This window comes from Psychrobacter sp. bablab_jr014, from assembly GCF_016464015.1.
Taxonomy (GTDB): Bacteria; Pseudomonadota; Gammaproteobacteria; order Pseudomonadales; family Moraxellaceae; genus Psychrobacter.
On sequence record NZ_JACDXT010000019.1, the window covers coordinates 1 to 16,059 of the forward strand.

The following is a 16,059-nucleotide window of genomic DNA, read 5'->3' on the forward strand; positions in this document are numbered from 1 at the left end:
GTCCCTGCGGGCTGATGCTAAAATTGCCCCATACTGCGTTACAAATCTCGCTAAGGCATCTGCATTATCGTCGCTTTGCGCCTTGTCTGGAACAATTTTAGCGATCAGCAGTGCCTATTTGCGAATGGTCAACACGCCCTATTCAAAACGCGGTTCAAAATCGTCGCCATAGACAGGCGTGTGCTCCAACAATCGTGGCGAATGTGCCTTGCGCGCTTTGGCAACGCGTTTGCTGACATCATCATAACGCAGCGCGCGATACAATACCCATGCAAATAGCGGCAACCAGCTGATACCAAGCGCTAGCACATAGCTGTACCACGTCGATAATTGCCCAAAATATACAAGGCTGCTGTGTATCAAAGCGACCGCAAGCACATACAGCACGCCGCCGCACACATACCAAAGTAACCAGCGCTGAGCTGGCAAAAGCACTGCCGCTAAAAATCCCAGCGACATCCCGACCACAAACAGCAGGCCGCCTTGTAGCGCTACTGTGCCTTGTGTCAAACCAACCAGTAATAGCATCGTTATTCTCGCTGTCATTAGGTGAATGTGAACGCTTGTATTATGACAACATGTACATCAAAGCTGAATATAGGCGCGGGTGCTAAGCGTCAGCCGCTGACGTTTGGTTTTACCAATACATATTTATAAAAAATGCCAGCACGTTGCCGAAAAATGGGATTAAAAAAGCAAAAATTAGGTGCAAAAAAAGGGCAGCTATAGCCGCCCCTAGGATAAGTGCTAGGGCATGTCATCATTTAGATAGCGAGGCTTAAAGTGAGATAAATCGCAGTCAAACAAGGAAAAAATTGCAGAGAATATTGGTATATTCACAAGATTTTTGACGCTGTTTGGCAAGATTTAGCCAGTTTAAGACCGCTAAATGATTTCATGTGCTAAGTGATGACATGCCCTAGATATGTCTAATCAATGAAATGCGTTAGGTTTCGTGGCGTGCGCCCCACCATGACAAGAGCCAGACCAGTACCGCACCCAGCACAATCAACCCAAGGGTGACAGGCCAGTGCGCGCCATCTGGGTAGTGCCACGGCAGCACATTATGTACCGCTTGTGGGGACACCGTCGTTACTTTCCACGGCCAAACCTTGACCAGCGAGCCTGCGATAAAACCAGTTAATAGCGCGAGCGTGCCTTGATAATAGTTAGATAAGAGCCATTTGAGCACGCGCGTGAATAGCAGTAGACCCGTGACCATGCCCGCCATCACAGTTGCCACAATACCAATATCAAGGCGGTGTACCGCGTCGAGTACCGTGTCATATACGCCTAATAACAGTAGGATAAATGACCCCGATATGCCTGGTAAAATCATCGCGCAAATCGCAATCGCCCCTGCAAAAAACAAATAAGGCAAACTTGGCTCGGCATTTAATAGCGGCATGGTACTGATGACCACCGCTGCGACCATGCCAATAATAAATAGGCCGCCTTTTGAGAGCGTCCATTGTTTAATCTCCCTGAGCAGTATCACGACCGTCGCGATTACCAAACCAAAGAAAAACGACCAAATCAAGAGCGGCTGGTTGTCTAAAAGGTTTTTAATAATCCCTGCCAGTGTCGCAAAACTGGTAGCGATGCCGAGTACCAAACACAATAAAAAGGTCGCATCGACATGTCGCCATACTGCGGCTATACCGCGCATGCCGCCCTCAGCACGAAAAATTGTCCATAAATGCGGGCCGATACGACTGAGCGCACCAATCAAGCGCTCATAAATCCCTGCAATCAGTGCAATCGTCCCGCCTGATACGCCAGGCACGATATCGGCAGCACCCATCGCCATACCCTTAACATAGACAGTGGCAAGTGATTTTGGGGTATTGTTTGTTTCAGGCGGCTGATGCTGGGAGGCGGTAGGTTTTGCGGGTGTGGTCATGACCACTCCTTGTAACGACAAAAAGGTAAAAAACAAAAAGACAGTGATAAATAAATCCGCGTCAATAAAGGCGATAACGACTGATTCAGACGGTGACCTGTGCCTTATTAAACACGGATAAAAGTGTAGGGGTTATTAGGGCGTGTCTTCAATTCAAACGCTTACAGCTAAATGGGTTAAAAATGGCTAAATCTTTGGCAAACGGTGTCAAATAGCGCGTCAATATCCTGATATTACCTACGCTATTTTCCTTGTTTGCCTTCAATTTATCTCATTTTTATCACCATTTTTAAAATGAAGACACGCCCTAGAGCGCTTGTCAGTCATGGACGTGTTATGTTCGTCCGCTTAGGTGCGCGCAGGAACCAAGGCAGGGTAGCCAAGCGCGTATAAGACGCCCTCAAGTCCTGTGACATTGACCGCAGCATCAGCGCGCGCCTGTACAATGGGCTTGGCGTGATAGGCGACGCCCAAATCAGCAATGCCCATCATCGGCAAGTCATTTGCGCCATCGCCGACGCACACCACTTGTGACAGTTCGATACCCAAATGCTTGGCGGTTTGTTTAGCGATTTCGGCTTTTTTGGCACCGTTGACGATAGGCAGCTGTACTTGGCCTGTGACTTCGCCGTCATCAATATCTAGGTGATTGGCATGCACCTCATCAATACCGAGCTGCTCGGCGATATATTCAGCAAAGTAGGTAAAGCCGCCTGAGACCAACACCGTATGGTAGCCCAAAGACTTCAAGGCACGGATAGTCGTCAGTGCGCCTGTTGATAGCGTCAAGCGCTCACAAATCTCATCAAGCACCGTGGTTGGAATGCCTTTTAATAGCGCCACACGCTGCGCGAACGATTCATCAAAATCAATCTCACCGCGCATTGCTGACTCGGTGATGGCTTCGACTTGTGCGCCGATACCTGCTGTTTTGGCCAGCTCAACGATGACTTCTTGCTCAATTAAGGTCGAATCCATATCAAAACACGCCAGCTTGTGCGTGCGCAGCATGTGCCCGACCGATAGAATATGACAATCCACCAAGTTATCGCGGTCAACAGGTACAACCGATGGGGCCGCGTTGTCTTGAGTGTCGTAATGCGCAGCAAGGTCGCGGCGCAGACGTGCGGTTAATTGTTCATCAATAATATGTGCGGCAGCAGTCTTTTTGGCAGGGTGCATCAAGGTGTCACCGACTGGCACGAGCAAATAGCGAAAGACTGATGCGCCGACAAATGGGGTGTTGGTGGTTTGGTTTTTGGCGGTGCCCAATGTTACATCGACAAAGCGCGCTTGTTGGTCTTCAGCGACCGTGACCAAATGCCAACTTGGCTGCTCATCGACCCATGACTGCACGTAGTGATGAATATCGAGTGCAGGCACGTGCGCGGGCAATACCACGATCAAAGCAAAAACAGGCAATGACTGCAATGCGTCAAAATCCCGCAAATCCGTACCATCAGGCAATAACGAGGCCACAGAGTCCACGGCTTGCTGCCATGCTTTGCTGTCTTTTGGTAACGAGTAAGGCGTATTTTTTGGCATGGCTGAATTGTCCCTTGTATGCACTTAGAAGATTAGGAATAATAACAGCTTTACTGCGTAGCGACTATAGGCGGGTTGCGAAGTATTTTTTGCCATTTTGCCCGCGCATTTTGTGATAATAACAGACGGATAAATTCCCATTTGCGCCAGCTTTGGCGTAAAATGGCGAGCACGCCCAGCGTATGAAATGCCATACAAATATGGTGTTTGTTTTTGTATAGATATACACTGTAAGCTGACTATAAGCGGCGCTGGTTAATGCCTTTTATGCCTACGAAAGGCAATGTAAGATAAACAGTCTAAGATGAGCGGTTGCCTCGTTTTTATTTTTTTCACCCAATAAAGTTTTGACATCATGATGTATTTTGCGCCACGGCAAGGATTGTTTGCCATTATTATCTTGGTCAGTTTTTGTTTGCAGACACTGCTACTTATCATCAGTACCGACCAACAGCTGACCAAAAGCCGTGAGCAAAAAGGCGAACAGATGGTCGCCCAGCTGATTGACGAAGCCAGCCTTGCGATGCAAAACAAAGACCGCGTGAGCTTAAGTGTCATCGCTAACCGTTATACCAGTGAGCAAGACGTTGCGCGCTTGGTGATTACGGACAGCAAAAATGACGTGCTCGTGCCTGTGGGCAATGCGCCGATGCAAAAAGGCGATACCATCCGTCAGATTGCCACGCAAGGCGAATCAGTTATCGGTACGGTTGAGCTGACCTTAAAAGATGTTAGCACTGGTGAGATTATTGCCATGCAGTGGCCGTTTGTGGTCGGCTCATTGATACTGCACTTGTTTTTGTGGCTGTTATACGGCTACATCGCGCGCCCAACCAAAGAGCAGCTGAATGCCTTAAGCCGCGATATGCACAGCTACAAAACCACCATGTTGCCGCTAGAGAATAGTGACATCGATGCCGATAATGAAGAAGTCGACGCCGACGGTCAGCAGCACACCATCGTAAAACGCGCTGCTCTAAAGAGCAAAAACATCCATCGTGAACTAAATGCCTATCTAAAATCGCACCAACGCACCGATAAAGACGCGGAGGCAGAAGCCGATAGTGAGGTTGCTGCGCCTGTCAGTAATCTACCGACCAAGCTGTCCGCAACGCGTGAGTTTGACAGTGTCAGCGTGAATATCATGTTCCATGATGAATACAATATGTTAGAGCGCCTCGCGCCCGAGCTGCGTATGCCGTATCTGGCGCTATGTACGCAGCTGCTCAATCAAGCGATTGATGAGCTGCTCGCACAGCCGATACTCTCAGGCGTGCATCTGCAAAGTCGTCCAAGCTTTGACGATGCAGGCGCGTGCGCAATACTAAAAGCTGACAATCAGCATGCCAAAGTGGCGCTGGCGGGTGTGATGCTCGGTAAACTGTATCTGATGCTCAACAAAATCATCCATGATAAGCATATCGAGCTGTCACGCTTTGCATTGCCTGCCAAAGTTGGCGTGAGCGATGAAGCACAAAGCGATGCGCTAGAGCGTCTGCTAGACAGTAAAGGTAAAAAAGAGCAAATGCTTATTTTATTACCGACTGCGGGACTTAAACAAATTGGTCACCATGTACAGGTTTATAGCTTTAAACGTCCGACCACCGTGTATGAGCGTGAATGTGCCGTCTTTGATGGTGCCAACGAGGCCTTGATGCAACGCCTTGCCGATGTACGCAATGCCGTACTAATGAGCGGTAATAACGAAAAGTAAACCGTCTCAAGACACTGTGTAGCTTGGCTTAAAGCAGCGTTTGTTTGTCGCTTTAGGATGAAAAGGATTGACAAGCGGGTAGCAAAACTTTATAAGGCATATATAAATCGAAGTAGTTTCTCATATGCCCACATAATAGGAGTTTGTCATGAGTGATTCTGATATTGATGACGATTTTGATGGTGATTTTGCAGATGATGATGATGCCAAACTGGTTGAAGAAGCCGAAAGTAGCTCGCGCACCCGTTTAAGCAGCCTAGAAAAACGTCGTTTGATTGACAATTTGCTTGAAGAAAAGCGTCTTGAAAAAGCGCTCAAAGACGAGCTAGAAGACCTAGGCGACGATGATGACGACTGGGACGATGACGACGAAGATTGGGATGACGATGATGCGCTGTAATGGCGCATTGTTGTTTTTGCCGACAACATCAATAAGCCGTGTCTATAAACGCGTGTGACAGACAACCGCTATCCCGCCTAAACCTTTCTGTATCATTTTGACGGATTGACCTTTATTTCATTAAGCGTAAGCGTTACATTAAATACAGCCACAAACAGACCATGTTCAACACGCCCTAATATCGATGACAAATAATGGCGCTTTAGACACACGCTCGATTAAACACTATTTTTCTTGCTTGCTGTAACTTCGTTTCCAGAGGCTACGAAAAATAGTATTGAATCTCGCTGCATCATTTTCAAATAAACCTGACTATAAAAGCAGCTATTAATAGTCATAACCTCGCTTACATGACGATAACCATAAGTACCCCACAACAATAAGGATAATTCCCATGAGTAACGCCCTAAGCTTTGATGAATTGTTGGATTTTTTGGACAGCTCAGACAGTCCTTATATTCTTGATAGCGTCGCCACGCACGGCTTTTTGACCGCGACCATTATTGGCCCTGAGTTGCCGAATTGGGTCGATGCGTTGTTTGACAATCAGACCGCGCAAGTACCTGCCAACGTGGTCGATGGTGTACAGCGCTGGCGTACCGCGATTATCAATGATTTAAAAAACGAAACCCCGATTGAGCTGCCGTTCAATGAAGACGCAGGCAACAGCGAAGAAGCGGTGGATTTTTCTGAAGATTCAGACATCGTGGCATGGTCGATTGGCTTCGTTGATGCCATGTACGCCGACGATGCCGAGGACTGGTTCGCCGATGATGACAGCGCTGAGGATGTTGCGGTATTGACGCTACCGATGGTCGTGCTAAGCGGCGTCGATGACGAAGACGAAGATCTGATCGCTATGCGTAATGACGAAGACACGCTGGCACAGATGGCAAACAGTATCGAGGGCAACTTAACCGAGCTGTTTTTGTTGTTTCATACCAACGATTAATCAGACGTTGTAGCGTGGCTGATGGTCATATAGTCAATCAATATTAAAAGTGGTACAAGGCAGACGAGTGCAAGTACTACAGTAGTAGGCTAAACGAGTCTAACGCTGTAACACTTTAATAGTGGTTAGACTATACACCGCAGACACGCACTTGGTAAAAAGGGCAGGACTATGCAGCTATCAAACCTTGAGCACTTACCCAACTACCGCATCACTGAGCGACTCGATGTCGTGTATGGCAGTACCGTGCGCTCAAAGCACGTGGGCAAAGATTTTTTTGCAGGGCTACAAAACCTCGTTGGTGGCGAGCTGACCTCATATACCGAACTGCTCGAAGAGTCGCGCCAAGAAGCCATTGACCGTATGATTGTCAAAGCTCAAGCGCTAGGCGCAGATGCTATCGTTGGCATTCGGTTTTCAACGTCCAGTATTGCCCAAGGGGCGTCTGAGCTGTTTGTCTATGGCACAGCGGTCAAAGCGGTGCCCAGTAATGAGGTGCAGCCTCAAGCGCCTGCGCCGACTGCGCCTACGGTTGGCACCACGTCTGCGGACGATTTACCGCGCTTTAATCCCTTTGGCTAGTGACATTGCTGATGGCTGTTACTCTTTTGCGCCCTTATCGAGACGCTTCATGAACCAGACGTTAACCAATCTATTGATTAACTATGCGCCCATACTGCTGCTCATTGCGGTTGGCTGGTTTTTTGGGCGTCGTAACGAGCAAAAGCATCTGAATATGCTGGCACGTGAAGAAGCGCGGTTTGCGTACATCACCGTGTCCAATGAACGCTTTTATCAGCCGCCATTAACCGCCAACACCGAGGGCACCTTGGTGCTCGGTAGCGTGGTTATCGCGCAAGATTATTTTAAAATGGCGATTGCCAAACTGTTAAATTTCTTTGGTAAAAATCTCACCACCTACGAAACCTTGCTAGAGCGTGCGCGCCGCGAAGCCTTATTGCGCCTGCGTCAAGAAGCCGCCGAGCAAGGCTGTGACGCGGTGTACGGCTTGCGCTTTGAAGTTACCACCCTAAATCCAATGGGCACGATGGTCGAAGCCATTGCTTATGGCACAGCGGTAAAAAGTGCGCCGCGTTAATCTGATGCCTATTTTTTTTAACTCAATGTTTTAACGTCGTACTTGCGCTTTGGTTTTTTCAAAATCAAATAAGAAGGTACGGTTTTTGAGCACCGCCACGAACACCACGCCGCCAATTGTATTGCCTGTCAACACCACGAGTAAAAACCACAAATACGTGCCGAGGCTCACCGTGGTGCCGTACATCAGTGCCGAAAACACCTCGATATTGCCAACAATACTGTGATGCAAGCCCAAAAAGCCAATGCTGCCTGTAATCAAGGACACCAGCACAATACGGCTTAAGGTATCACGTGCCGATGTCACGAGCCACGCGGCAACGCCCATCATCCAGCCCGCCAAAATCGCACTGCCAAAAATCACCCACCATTTAAACTTGAGCACATGATGCGCGTAGGCATCAATGGCGTCGGTGGTGAACAGCCCCATGTGAATGCCCAGCCCAATCATCAAGGCGGCAAACAGACAGCCGCCCACAATATTGCCCGCGATGACGATGCCCCACAGACGTAGCAGCTTATGCAGCGGCTCGATTTTGTTTAACACAGGCAGGCTGAGTAAAGAAGTCTGCTCGGTGAATAGCAGCGACTGCCCAATCACCACGATGATAAAGCCAAGCGGATACAGCAAAGAGGAGAGTGTCATCGCATATTGGCTGGGCATCAAATCATGCAGCACGGCAAAGACGGACAAAATGACAAACAAGCTAAAGCCAATCTCAAGCCCTGCGGTAAAGGCACTGGTAAATAGCGCGCCGAGCGAGCGATTAAACGTTGCCTTGGCGTCCATGACTTGCTCCAGCAAAATGCTGGCGTAGCTCTTTGGCTCGCTGATGTTGTCCTCGTTAGTCACCGCTTCAATGGTTTCTTTGTCTTCGTCGCTTACGTCCTCGGACAAAGTGTCGTCCTCCAGTGTCTCGGTAATGACTTTGACTGTATTTTTTTCGGCGTCATCTTCTGGTGACTTGGATGGGCAGGTATCGGTAGCAGGATGCGGGTGCTCCTTAGTATTCAAGTCAGTGTCAGGCTGGGCATTCGGTTTGGGGTCGGACATGCGGGGTACTCATCGAAGTGGGCGACACATCAACAGATGCGTGCAAGCAGAATATTTTAACACGAGCGCTCGGCGGTGACTTTTATCCAATTGCTACCAGATTGCTACCAGAATGCACGGACAAAACGCATTCGATGCTAACAAAATGCGCGCATATAAGATAAAATCAGTGATATTGTGCTTTTTTTGCCGAATTCACCTTTATTATTTTTATGATCCGATAGCTGCCGTATTGGTCAGCGTTATTGCTGTTTGTCATTGTCTGAACGACATGCCCTTATTATCCATTCACTTTTTTGTTTGAGAACGTTATGAGTAATCACAATTTAACCACCTCCATCCAAGCTGCCTTGCAACAATTAGAAAATGCCTATCACCCTGCGATGGTCGAAGCTGGCATGTATCAAGGCTGGGAAGACAACGGTTATTTTGCCCCCACTTTTGATAAAGAAGACTCGTTTTCTATCGCCTTGCCGCCGCCGAACGTCACAGGCTCGCTGCACATGGGGCATGGTTTTAACAACACCATCATGGACGCCTTGACTCGTTTTCACCGTATGAATGGCGAAAACACGCTATGGCAGCCAGGCACCGACCATGCGGGCATCGCCACGCAAATGGTGGTCGAGCGCCGCCTAAACGCTGAGGGCATCAAGCGCCATGACATCGGGCGCGAAGCGTTTTTGGACAAGGTGTGGGAATGGAAAGAAGAATCAGGCGGCAACATCACCAGTCAGATTCGCCGTCTAGGCAGCTCAGTCGATTGGACACGTGAGCGCTTTACTATGGATGACGGGCTGTCGAATGCGGTACAAGAAGTGTTCGTGCGTTTATTTGACGATGGCTTGATTTATCGCGGCAAGCGTCTGGTGAACTGGGATCCCAATTTCCAAAGCGCGCTGTCTGATCTTGAAGTCGAAAACCATGACGAAAAGGGCAGCCTATGGCACTTTCGCTATCACTTTACCGACAGCGATGTGACCACCCAAGACGGCAAAAACTATCTGGTCGTCGCCACCACACGCCCTGAAACTTTACTTGGTGATACCGCCGTCGCCGTCAACCCAAGCGATGAGCGCTATGCGCACTTGATTGGCAAAACCGTGACGCTACCCATCACAGGGCGCGTCGTGCCTATCGTTGCTGATGATTATGTCGAGAGCGACTTTGGTACAGGCTGCGTAAAAATCACCCCCGCGCACGACTTTAATGACTATGAGCTGGGTCGCCGTCACAACCTGCCATTGATTAATATCCTAGACGCGCAGGCGCATATCTTGCCTGAAATGCAGGTCTATCCTGATCTGCAAACTCGCGAGCCAAGCCTTGAGACCACGCCTGAGCGCTATGCAGGGCTAGAGCGTTTTGCCGCGCGTAAGCAACTGGTCGCCGAAGCCACCGAAAACGACTGGTTAGAAGCCATCGAAGACTATGCGCTCAAAGCGCCACGCGGTGACCGTAGTGGCGTCATCGTCGAGCCGTGGCTGACCGATCAATGGTACGTCGCGGTCGAAAAACTGGCCAAACCTGCGATTGATGCAGTTGAAGATGGCAGCATCGAGTTCGTCCCTGCGCAGTACAAAAACATGTACATGGCGTGGATGACCGACCTACAAGACTGGTGTATCAGCCGCCAGCTGTGGTGGGGTCACCGTATCCCTGCATGGTATGACGAAGCGGGAAACATCTATGTGGCGCGTGACGAAGAAGAAGTGCGCAGCAAGTACAATCTGGGCGCGGACGTGGCTCTAACCCAAGACAATGACGTACTGGACACGTGGTTCAGCTCGGCGCTATGGACCTTTAGCACCCTTGGCTGGGCAGACGGCAGCGCCGACCCACGCGTGATGGCAACCTTTCACCCGACCAGCGTACTGGTCACAGGCTTTGACATCATTTTCTTCTGGGTCGCCCGTATGATTATGATGACGCTCTACTTCGTTAAAAATGACGACGGCAGCGCACAAATTCCATTCAAAACCGTCTATGTTCACGGTCTGGTACGTGATGGCAACGGGCAAAAAATGTCCAAGTCAAAAGGCAACGTCCTTGACCCCATCGACATCATCGACGGTATCGACCTTGAATCATTGGTTGCTAAGCGTACCAGCAACATGATGAACCCCAAAGACGCCGCCAAAATCGAAAAGCAAACGCGTAAAGAATTTCCAGAAGGCATCCCCGCCTATGGTACAGATGCGCTGCGCTTTACCTTTACCTCGCTGGCAAGCACAGGACGCGACATCAACTTTGACCTAAAACGTGTCGAAGGCTACCGCAACTTCTGTAATAAGATCTGGAACGCCAGCCGCTTTGTACTTATGAACTGCGTAGATAAAGAAGGCAACGCCAAGCCCATCGACCAGAGCGCCAACAGTGACGTGTGGGAGCTGCCAGAGCGCTGGATTATGAGTCGTCTGAACTCTACCATCAGCGATATCCGCCAGCACTTCGCCCAGTATCGTCTGGATATGGTCAGCCAAGACATCTATGAATTCATCTGGAATGAATACTGTGATTGGTATGTCGAGCTTGCCAAAGCCAGCCTCAATGACGACGCGGTATCGGACGAGCGCAAGGCGCAAATCCGCTATGTGCTCCTGCACGTGCTTGAGACCGCGCTGCGCTTTGCCCACCCCATCATGCCGTACCTGACCGAAGAAGTCTGGCAGACCATCGCACCGCTACTGGGTCGTAAAGACACCGACAGCATCGTCGTCGCCGCCTACCCACAGGCGAACGACGCGCAGATCAGCGAGCAGGTCGAGGCGGACATGGCATGGCTACAAGAGCTGATCGCAAGCGTGCGTAATATTCGCGGTGAGATGAAGCTTGGCAACGCGGTGCGCCTGCCTGTACTGCTCCAAGGCATCACCCAAGACGAGACCGACCGCCTAGCGCGTATCGAAAACCAGTTCAAAGCGCTGGCTAAAGTCGATAGCCTCGATATCCTCAGCACTGATGACAACGCGCCCCTGTCGTCATCGAGCATGGTCGGGCAGCTGCGCGTCCTCGTACCGATGAAAGGGCTGATCGACCCCACCGCCGAGCTAAACCGTCTGGGAAAAGCGCAAGAAAAGCTGCAAAAACTAGCCGATGGCATCGCACGCAAGCTGGGTAATGAAGGCTTTGTCAGCAAAGCACCAGCGGAGGTGGTCGAAGCAGAACGCGCCAAACTGGCTGAGCTAGAAGGGCAGCTTGATACCATGAATGCACAGATTGAGCAGTTAAAGGCGTTGTGAGTTAACGTCCTAGCTGTCTGATAAACAAAAAACGCCTCTGTGATGGGGGCGTTTTTTTATTAGAAATTTTATTTTGAATAAGCACTAATTTATAACGCTATTTATATATTACTAATTTACAATACTGAACATTATATTGCTATTAAATTAGATTATTGAAAATATAATAAGATTTTAACTTGCAAATTAAGGAGCTATGTAATGGACGATTATATAAAGAAGCTAAATATACCCAAAGAACATAAATTAGTGCAAACTGACACTAAGTGGGAGCAAAGAAAAGGTCAAGATACAGATACTTACTGGTACGATGAAGTGAACCAAGAAGGCAATACTGTTGCTAAGTACGTTATCAGAGACTCAACATCAATGTACCCTCCCTTTGGTAGAAGTATAAATCATGAAAAGATTATAGTTTAATATACCAAAACAATATATTTTTATAAGTTTTTTCAATTGTAAAGTAATGCCGTTCAAAAAATTGGGCGGTTTTTTATTTTTCCTACTATTCAGCCTTTTTAGAAGCCTCTGCCTTAAGTTTTTTAACTGATTCAGCAAGATACCTCTATCATAACCGCGAAATTCTTCCCCGCCGCTACTGCGTATCTCAAAGCCTCTAATAGCGTCGGGTGAGACCATATTACCTACATACTTGCCCTCACGGTCTAGCGCGACGATAAACGGATAGTAATCAATATCGTCAGGGTCAAAGCCCATCAGGGCGACCGCCTCATCCCCGTTGGCATAGACATTTTCGATATGTGCGATGACAAAGTTATTGGCGACATACCGATTCAGAGCGTGTGCTTCTTTGACATCTGTTGGCGAAATGCGCTCGCGCATCGACCATCTTTGTATATTGCCATCATCCTGACGCCACTTATAATCAAAACTTCTAAACTTGCCGTGAAAGTAATTGTCCAGCACATGGCCCCAGATACATCACTCGCCACCATAGACGATCAGCACTTTTTTATTCTCAGCGCGGGCGGTACAGAGTGCGTCTTTTAAAATCGTGACTTGGGCGGCGCATTCGTCATACAGCTTTACCGCGCCATCGTTGCAGTCCTTGGACAACGTGTTGGGAAAGTGCGTAATGGGCAGGACAGGCGCTGCGATACTATTTTTGATTAGTTTGCTCGCGCTCATACCGCTGACCGCAAGTGGCGTCAGCGCCGCCAGTGTGAGTAGCGCTATCGCAAGGGATGTTATGGTTAGCACGGCGATTGTCTAAAAATAATAGGTCGTTAGAATAACGTATAAATACAAAAATAAGTTGGTTATTTATACTATTATAAAGCAGCAAGAGAGTATATATTCTCTAAAAGAGAAGCAGCGTTTTTAGCTTAATTAGCAGTTTATAGTTTTAGACCATAAAACACCTATAAAAGGAAAGCCCATGAATCTCACTATCGGACAGCGTTTACCCATAAGCAGTCTTGCTATTGACGCTAGCGTTCCATTGACACTCACGTTCACGCGCCAAAGTCCGATAGACATGGACATCAGCTGCTTTGCGTTGGATGCGTCTGGCAAGCTGATTCATGATGATTATATGGTGTTTTATAATCAGCCGACCTCGCCGTGTGGACACATTCGCTTGACGCAATACGAGCTGAACCCGACAGCGGCTAGGGGCATACAGGCAGTGTTTGAGGTGACGCTCGCCGCGTTGCCAACCACCGTGGACAGTTTATTTTTTGTCTTATCCGCCGATACGCCGCTCAAGCAAATCGACCATCTGGATGTGAGCCTTTACCAGCAGACGCAAAAGGCGCAAGCGGTGTATCAATCTGCCGACTTTGCCGAGCAGCAAGCGAGTATGCTGATACAGCTGTATCGTAAAAATGGGGTATGGCGCGTGGCGAATGTGGCGCAAGGCTTTAATGGTGGGCTTGCCGCGATTGTGCAGCACTTTGGCGGTGTGGTCGCTGATTCTGAGCCCGTAGCCGCACCTGATGTCCCAAGCGCAAAGGTCAATCTCGAAAAAGTAATGCTGCAGAAAGCCCCTAAACTGGTCAACCTTGCCAAAAAAGTCACCGTATCGCTCGAAAAACGCCAGCTGCAACGGCTCACGGCAAAGGTTGCGCTGGTGCTGGACGCGACAGGCTCTATGAACCGCCAATACAAACAAGGGCGCGTACAAGAGGTGGTCAATCGCTTGTTGCCGCTGGCGGTGAGCTTTGATGACAATCAGGCGCTCGATTGCTGGGCGTTTGGTCAGCACAATCAATATTTGGGCGAGGTTAGCCTCAGTAATTATGAGGGCTTTATTGATACGGTGCATGGCGGCTGGCGTCAATGGAAGCTCGGTGCGCGGGTCAATAATGAAGCGGACGTCATCAAAGCGGTGACGGATTTTTATAAAAAAGATGGGTTGGACGTACCTATTTATGTACTGTTTATCAGTGATGGGGGCGTGCGCGATACGCGAGGCATTACCAAGGTCATGGTTGACGCGGCGCCGCTCCCGATATTTTGGCAGTTCGTAGGCTTGGGTGGCAGCAGCTACGGCATCTTAAAAAACTTGGATGACATGACGGGGCGCGTCGTTGATAACTGCAATTTTTTTGAACTCGATGATTTAGACGATATCAGCGAAGCAGCCTTGTATGACAATATGTTAGAAGAATTTCCCAGCTGGCTCATAGAAGCAAAACAGCTGGGTATTGTACGAGATTAAGTATTTGTCTTGATGCGCTGACAATAAAAAACTGTCCAACTTTCAGGGGTCAGTCCAACTTTGAGCGGTTTTATGCTTTAAATTATTCTAAAGTTTAAAACACTTATCACGTCCACAGCGATTGATATTGCGCATCCGTCAACGTCACGATATCGATCTCGGCTAGCATCTCGCGTAGCTCTAGCCACTTACTTGCATCAGGTGTGATTGGCGTGATCAATCTGCCAAGCGTATTATCAATGATGCTGTCCATCAGGGCATCTGCGTCAGTTTTACTATAGTCATAATACATGCGGCGCGCAGACTCAGGCTCACTTTTACAGTGTTCTGTCATTTGGTTGGTGACTTGAATAAAGGCCTCTATCGCGTCTTTTTTGGCGCTGTAAGTCTCATCGGTTGTAAGAATCTCTAATGCTGAAAAGTTAGGATAAGGGGATAAATGTTGGTCGATGAACGTAAAGTCTAAGTTTTCGTGAGTCGCTTCCACACCTTCAAAGTTATAAAAGCAAAGCCAAGCGCCATCAAGGCTTGGATCTTCTTGTAGATTTTTTATGTGGTAAAAATCTTTTTGTACAAACGTTACATTCTCGCGGCTGATGCCAAAGCCATTTTGATTGGCGTAGCGGGATAAAATCTCAAAACCAATGCGATTGGTTTTTTCTTCAGCCGCAGGCGTGCAGATACGAATGGGTTGATTGTTTTTTAGCTTATCCATACTCGATTGACGCATTAATATGCCGCCGTCAGTTTCAAAAAAACAGCCCAGCGCCCGTAGGTTTGGCGCGTAATGCTCGAATAAATGGATTGGCTCGTTTACATGTAGGTCGATGCGTTGATTCTGTAGTTCAGCAAAGCCGTCATAATGATCATCAGGTTCAATAATGGTGACGTTGAGTCCTGCTTGCGTATACGCGCCCGTCATTACACCGGCAATAAAGGGCAAGTGATCGGGGTTTAAAAACCATTCAAGGGTAAGGGTGAGGTCGGTGGTTGGTGGCATGCTTGTTTCCTTTATAGATAGGGGAAACAATCAGACTGATACGGTTGATGCAAAACAAGAAAGGTTGACCTTAATGTTCGATGCACCATGACAAACACGCTCGGCTAAGCGCAAAAACGTGTCATCCTGGTTTCCTACGTCAGTGCTAACTGCTTCAGGTTCACGGGTTTCTCTCAGCGATGATGTTGACGGTATTTACAGTCATCAATCAACGCACCCCGACAAGATGAATTGGGTATTGCACAGCTATCATAAAGGACTTATGTACGTGGGCGCAAGATTTGGTATCAATGATCAATTCGCCTATTTTTTTGCGCAAAGAGATTCATAAAATAAAAATACAATTCGAGTATTTACTGAACTGTGTAGTAGAAACACGCATTAATAGCAAAAACCTGCAAAAATGACCTTGTACCACGTTTAGCAATGTTGCATGCTGGCTGACTGATAGTTTCTGATTGGTACAAT

At 48.3% G+C, this 16,059-nt stretch carries 14 protein-coding genes and 1 riboswitch; of the genes, 7 read left to right on the forward strand and 7 right to left on the reverse strand.

The window, feature by feature from the left end; all coding sequences use genetic code 11:
• Window positions 1–138: 138 nt before the first annotated feature.
• The 3 genes from JIE71_RS04680 to serB all read right to left on the reverse strand — a co-directional run bounded on the left by JIE71_RS04680 (window position 139) and on the right by serB (window position 3,448).
• Window positions 139–528, reverse strand: a complete 390-nt coding sequence (locus tag JIE71_RS04680; RefSeq protein ID WP_199507575.1) for a hypothetical protein — start codon at window positions 526–528, stop codon at window positions 139–141.
• Window positions 529–946: 418 nt separating this feature from the next.
• Window positions 947–1,903 (reverse strand): DUF368 domain-containing protein, encoded by a 957-nt coding sequence (locus tag JIE71_RS04685; protein ID WP_199507576.1) that lies wholly within the window; start codon window positions 1,901–1,903, stop codon window positions 947–949.
• Between the two features lie 348 nt (window positions 1,904–2,251).
• Window positions 2,252–3,448: a phosphoserine phosphatase SerB gene (gene serB / locus JIE71_RS04690; RefSeq protein ID WP_199507577.1), complete on the reverse strand. Its 1,197-nt coding sequence runs from the start codon at window positions 3,446–3,448 to the stop codon at window positions 2,252–2,254.
• 355 nt (window positions 3,449–3,803) lie between these two features.
• Between serB and JIE71_RS04695 the strand changes: the two genes are divergently transcribed.
• The 5 genes from JIE71_RS04695 to JIE71_RS04715 all read left to right on the forward strand — a co-directional run bounded on the left by JIE71_RS04695 (window position 3,804) and on the right by JIE71_RS04715 (window position 7,613).
• Window positions 3,804–5,162 (forward strand): hypothetical protein, encoded by a 1,359-nt coding sequence (locus tag JIE71_RS04695; protein WP_199507578.1) that lies wholly within the window; start codon window positions 3,804–3,806, stop codon window positions 5,160–5,162.
• A 148-nt stretch (window positions 5,163–5,310) separates the two neighbouring features.
• Window positions 5,311–5,562, forward strand: coding sequence for a PA3496 family putative envelope integrity protein (locus JIE71_RS04700; RefSeq protein ID WP_199507579.1), 252 nt, complete (start codon window positions 5,311–5,313; stop codon window positions 5,560–5,562).
• A gap of 394 nt (window positions 5,563–5,956) precedes the next feature.
• Complete coding sequence (locus JIE71_RS04705) at window positions 5,957–6,514, forward strand: YecA family protein (protein WP_199507580.1); 558 nt, start codon at window positions 5,957–5,959, stop codon at window positions 6,512–6,514.
• Window positions 6,515–6,685: 171 nt separating this feature from the next.
• Complete coding sequence (locus JIE71_RS04710; RefSeq protein WP_199507581.1) at window positions 6,686–7,096, forward strand: YbjQ family protein; 411 nt, start codon at window positions 6,686–6,688, stop codon at window positions 7,094–7,096.
• 49 nt (window positions 7,097–7,145) lie between these two features.
• A complete protein-coding gene (locus JIE71_RS04715) occupies window positions 7,146–7,613 on the forward strand; it encodes a YbjQ family protein (RefSeq protein WP_199507582.1) in 468 nt (155 codons plus the stop codon).
• A 30-nt stretch (window positions 7,614–7,643) separates the two neighbouring features.
• Here JIE71_RS04715 and JIE71_RS04720 read toward each other — a convergent pair whose 3' ends face one another.
• Entirely contained in the window at window positions 7,644–8,666 is a 1,023-nt protein-coding gene (locus JIE71_RS04720; RefSeq protein ID WP_199507583.1) for a formate/nitrite transporter family protein, read from the reverse strand.
• Window positions 8,667–8,977: 311 nt separating this feature from the next.
• On the opposite strand from JIE71_RS04720, the gene JIE71_RS04725 reads away from it, so the two are divergent.
• Entirely contained in the window at window positions 8,978–11,908 is a 2,931-nt protein-coding gene (locus tag JIE71_RS04725; protein WP_199507584.1) for a valine--tRNA ligase, read from the forward strand.
• Window positions 11,909–12,274: 366 nt separating this feature from the next.
• Here JIE71_RS04725 and JIE71_RS04730 read toward each other — a convergent pair whose 3' ends face one another.
• Both JIE71_RS04730 and JIE71_RS04735 read right to left on the reverse strand, forming a co-directional pair.
• Complete coding sequence (locus tag JIE71_RS04730) at window positions 12,275–12,751, reverse strand: hypothetical protein (RefSeq protein ID WP_199507585.1); 477 nt, start codon at window positions 12,749–12,751, stop codon at window positions 12,275–12,277.
• Between the two features lie 99 nt (window positions 12,752–12,850).
• Window positions 12,851–13,129 (reverse strand): hypothetical protein, encoded by a 279-nt coding sequence (locus JIE71_RS04735; RefSeq protein ID WP_199507586.1) that lies wholly within the window; start codon window positions 13,127–13,129, stop codon window positions 12,851–12,853.
• Window positions 13,130–13,307: 178 nt separating this feature from the next.
• Here JIE71_RS04735 and JIE71_RS04740 point away from each other — a divergent pair, with 178 nt between their 5' ends.
• Window positions 13,308–14,591 carry a VWA domain-containing protein gene (locus JIE71_RS04740; RefSeq protein ID WP_199507587.1) on the forward strand — a complete coding sequence of 428 codons (1,284 nt, stop codon included), beginning with the start codon at window positions 13,308–13,310 and terminating at the stop codon, window positions 14,589–14,591.
• A gap of 106 nt (window positions 14,592–14,697) precedes the next feature.
• Here JIE71_RS04740 and JIE71_RS04745 read toward each other — a convergent pair whose 3' ends face one another.
• Entirely contained in the window at window positions 14,698–15,591 is an 894-nt protein-coding gene (locus tag JIE71_RS04745; RefSeq protein ID WP_199507588.1) for an ABC transporter substrate-binding protein, read from the reverse strand.
• A gap of 114 nt (window positions 15,592–15,705) precedes the next feature.
• A riboswitch (TPP riboswitch) is annotated at window positions 15,706–15,822 on the reverse strand.
• Window positions 15,823–16,059 lie beyond the last annotated feature (237 nt).

Bases quoted from the DNA above. Each gene is read 5' to 3' on its own strand.
- JIE71_RS04680 (WP_199507575.1), bottom strand. From the start codon at position 528: ATGCTATTACTGGTTGGTTTGACACAAGGCACAGTAGCGCTACAAGGC.
- JIE71_RS04685 (WP_199507576.1), bottom strand. From the start codon at position 1,903: ATGACCACACCCGCAAAACCTACCGCCTCCCAGCATCAGCCGCCTGAA.
- serB (WP_199507577.1), bottom strand. From the start codon at position 3,448: ATGCCAAAAAATACGCCTTACTCGTTACCAAAAGACAGCAAAGCATGG.
- JIE71_RS04695 (WP_199507578.1), top strand. From the start codon at position 3,804: ATGATGTATTTTGCGCCACGGCAAGGATTGTTTGCCATTATTATCTTG.
- JIE71_RS04700 (WP_199507579.1), top strand. From the start codon at position 5,311: ATGAGTGATTCTGATATTGATGACGATTTTGATGGTGATTTTGCAGAT.
- JIE71_RS04705 (WP_199507580.1), top strand. From the start codon at position 5,957: ATGAGTAACGCCCTAAGCTTTGATGAATTGTTGGATTTTTTGGACAGC.
- JIE71_RS04710 (WP_199507581.1), top strand. From the start codon at position 6,686: ATGCAGCTATCAAACCTTGAGCACTTACCCAACTACCGCATCACTGAG.
- JIE71_RS04715 (WP_199507582.1), top strand. From the start codon at position 7,146: ATGAACCAGACGTTAACCAATCTATTGATTAACTATGCGCCCATACTG.
- JIE71_RS04720 (WP_199507583.1), bottom strand. From the start codon at position 8,666: ATGTCCGACCCCAAACCGAATGCCCAGCCTGACACTGACTTGAATACT.
- JIE71_RS04725 (WP_199507584.1), top strand. From the start codon at position 8,978: ATGAGTAATCACAATTTAACCACCTCCATCCAAGCTGCCTTGCAACAA.
- JIE71_RS04730 (WP_199507585.1), bottom strand. From the start codon at position 12,751: ATGCGCGAGCGCATTTCGCCAACAGATGTCAAAGAAGCACACGCTCTG.
- JIE71_RS04740 (WP_199507587.1), top strand. From the start codon at position 13,308: ATGAATCTCACTATCGGACAGCGTTTACCCATAAGCAGTCTTGCTATT.
- JIE71_RS04745 (WP_199507588.1), bottom strand. From the start codon at position 15,591: ATGCCACCAACCACCGACCTCACCCTTACCCTTGAATGGTTTTTAAAC.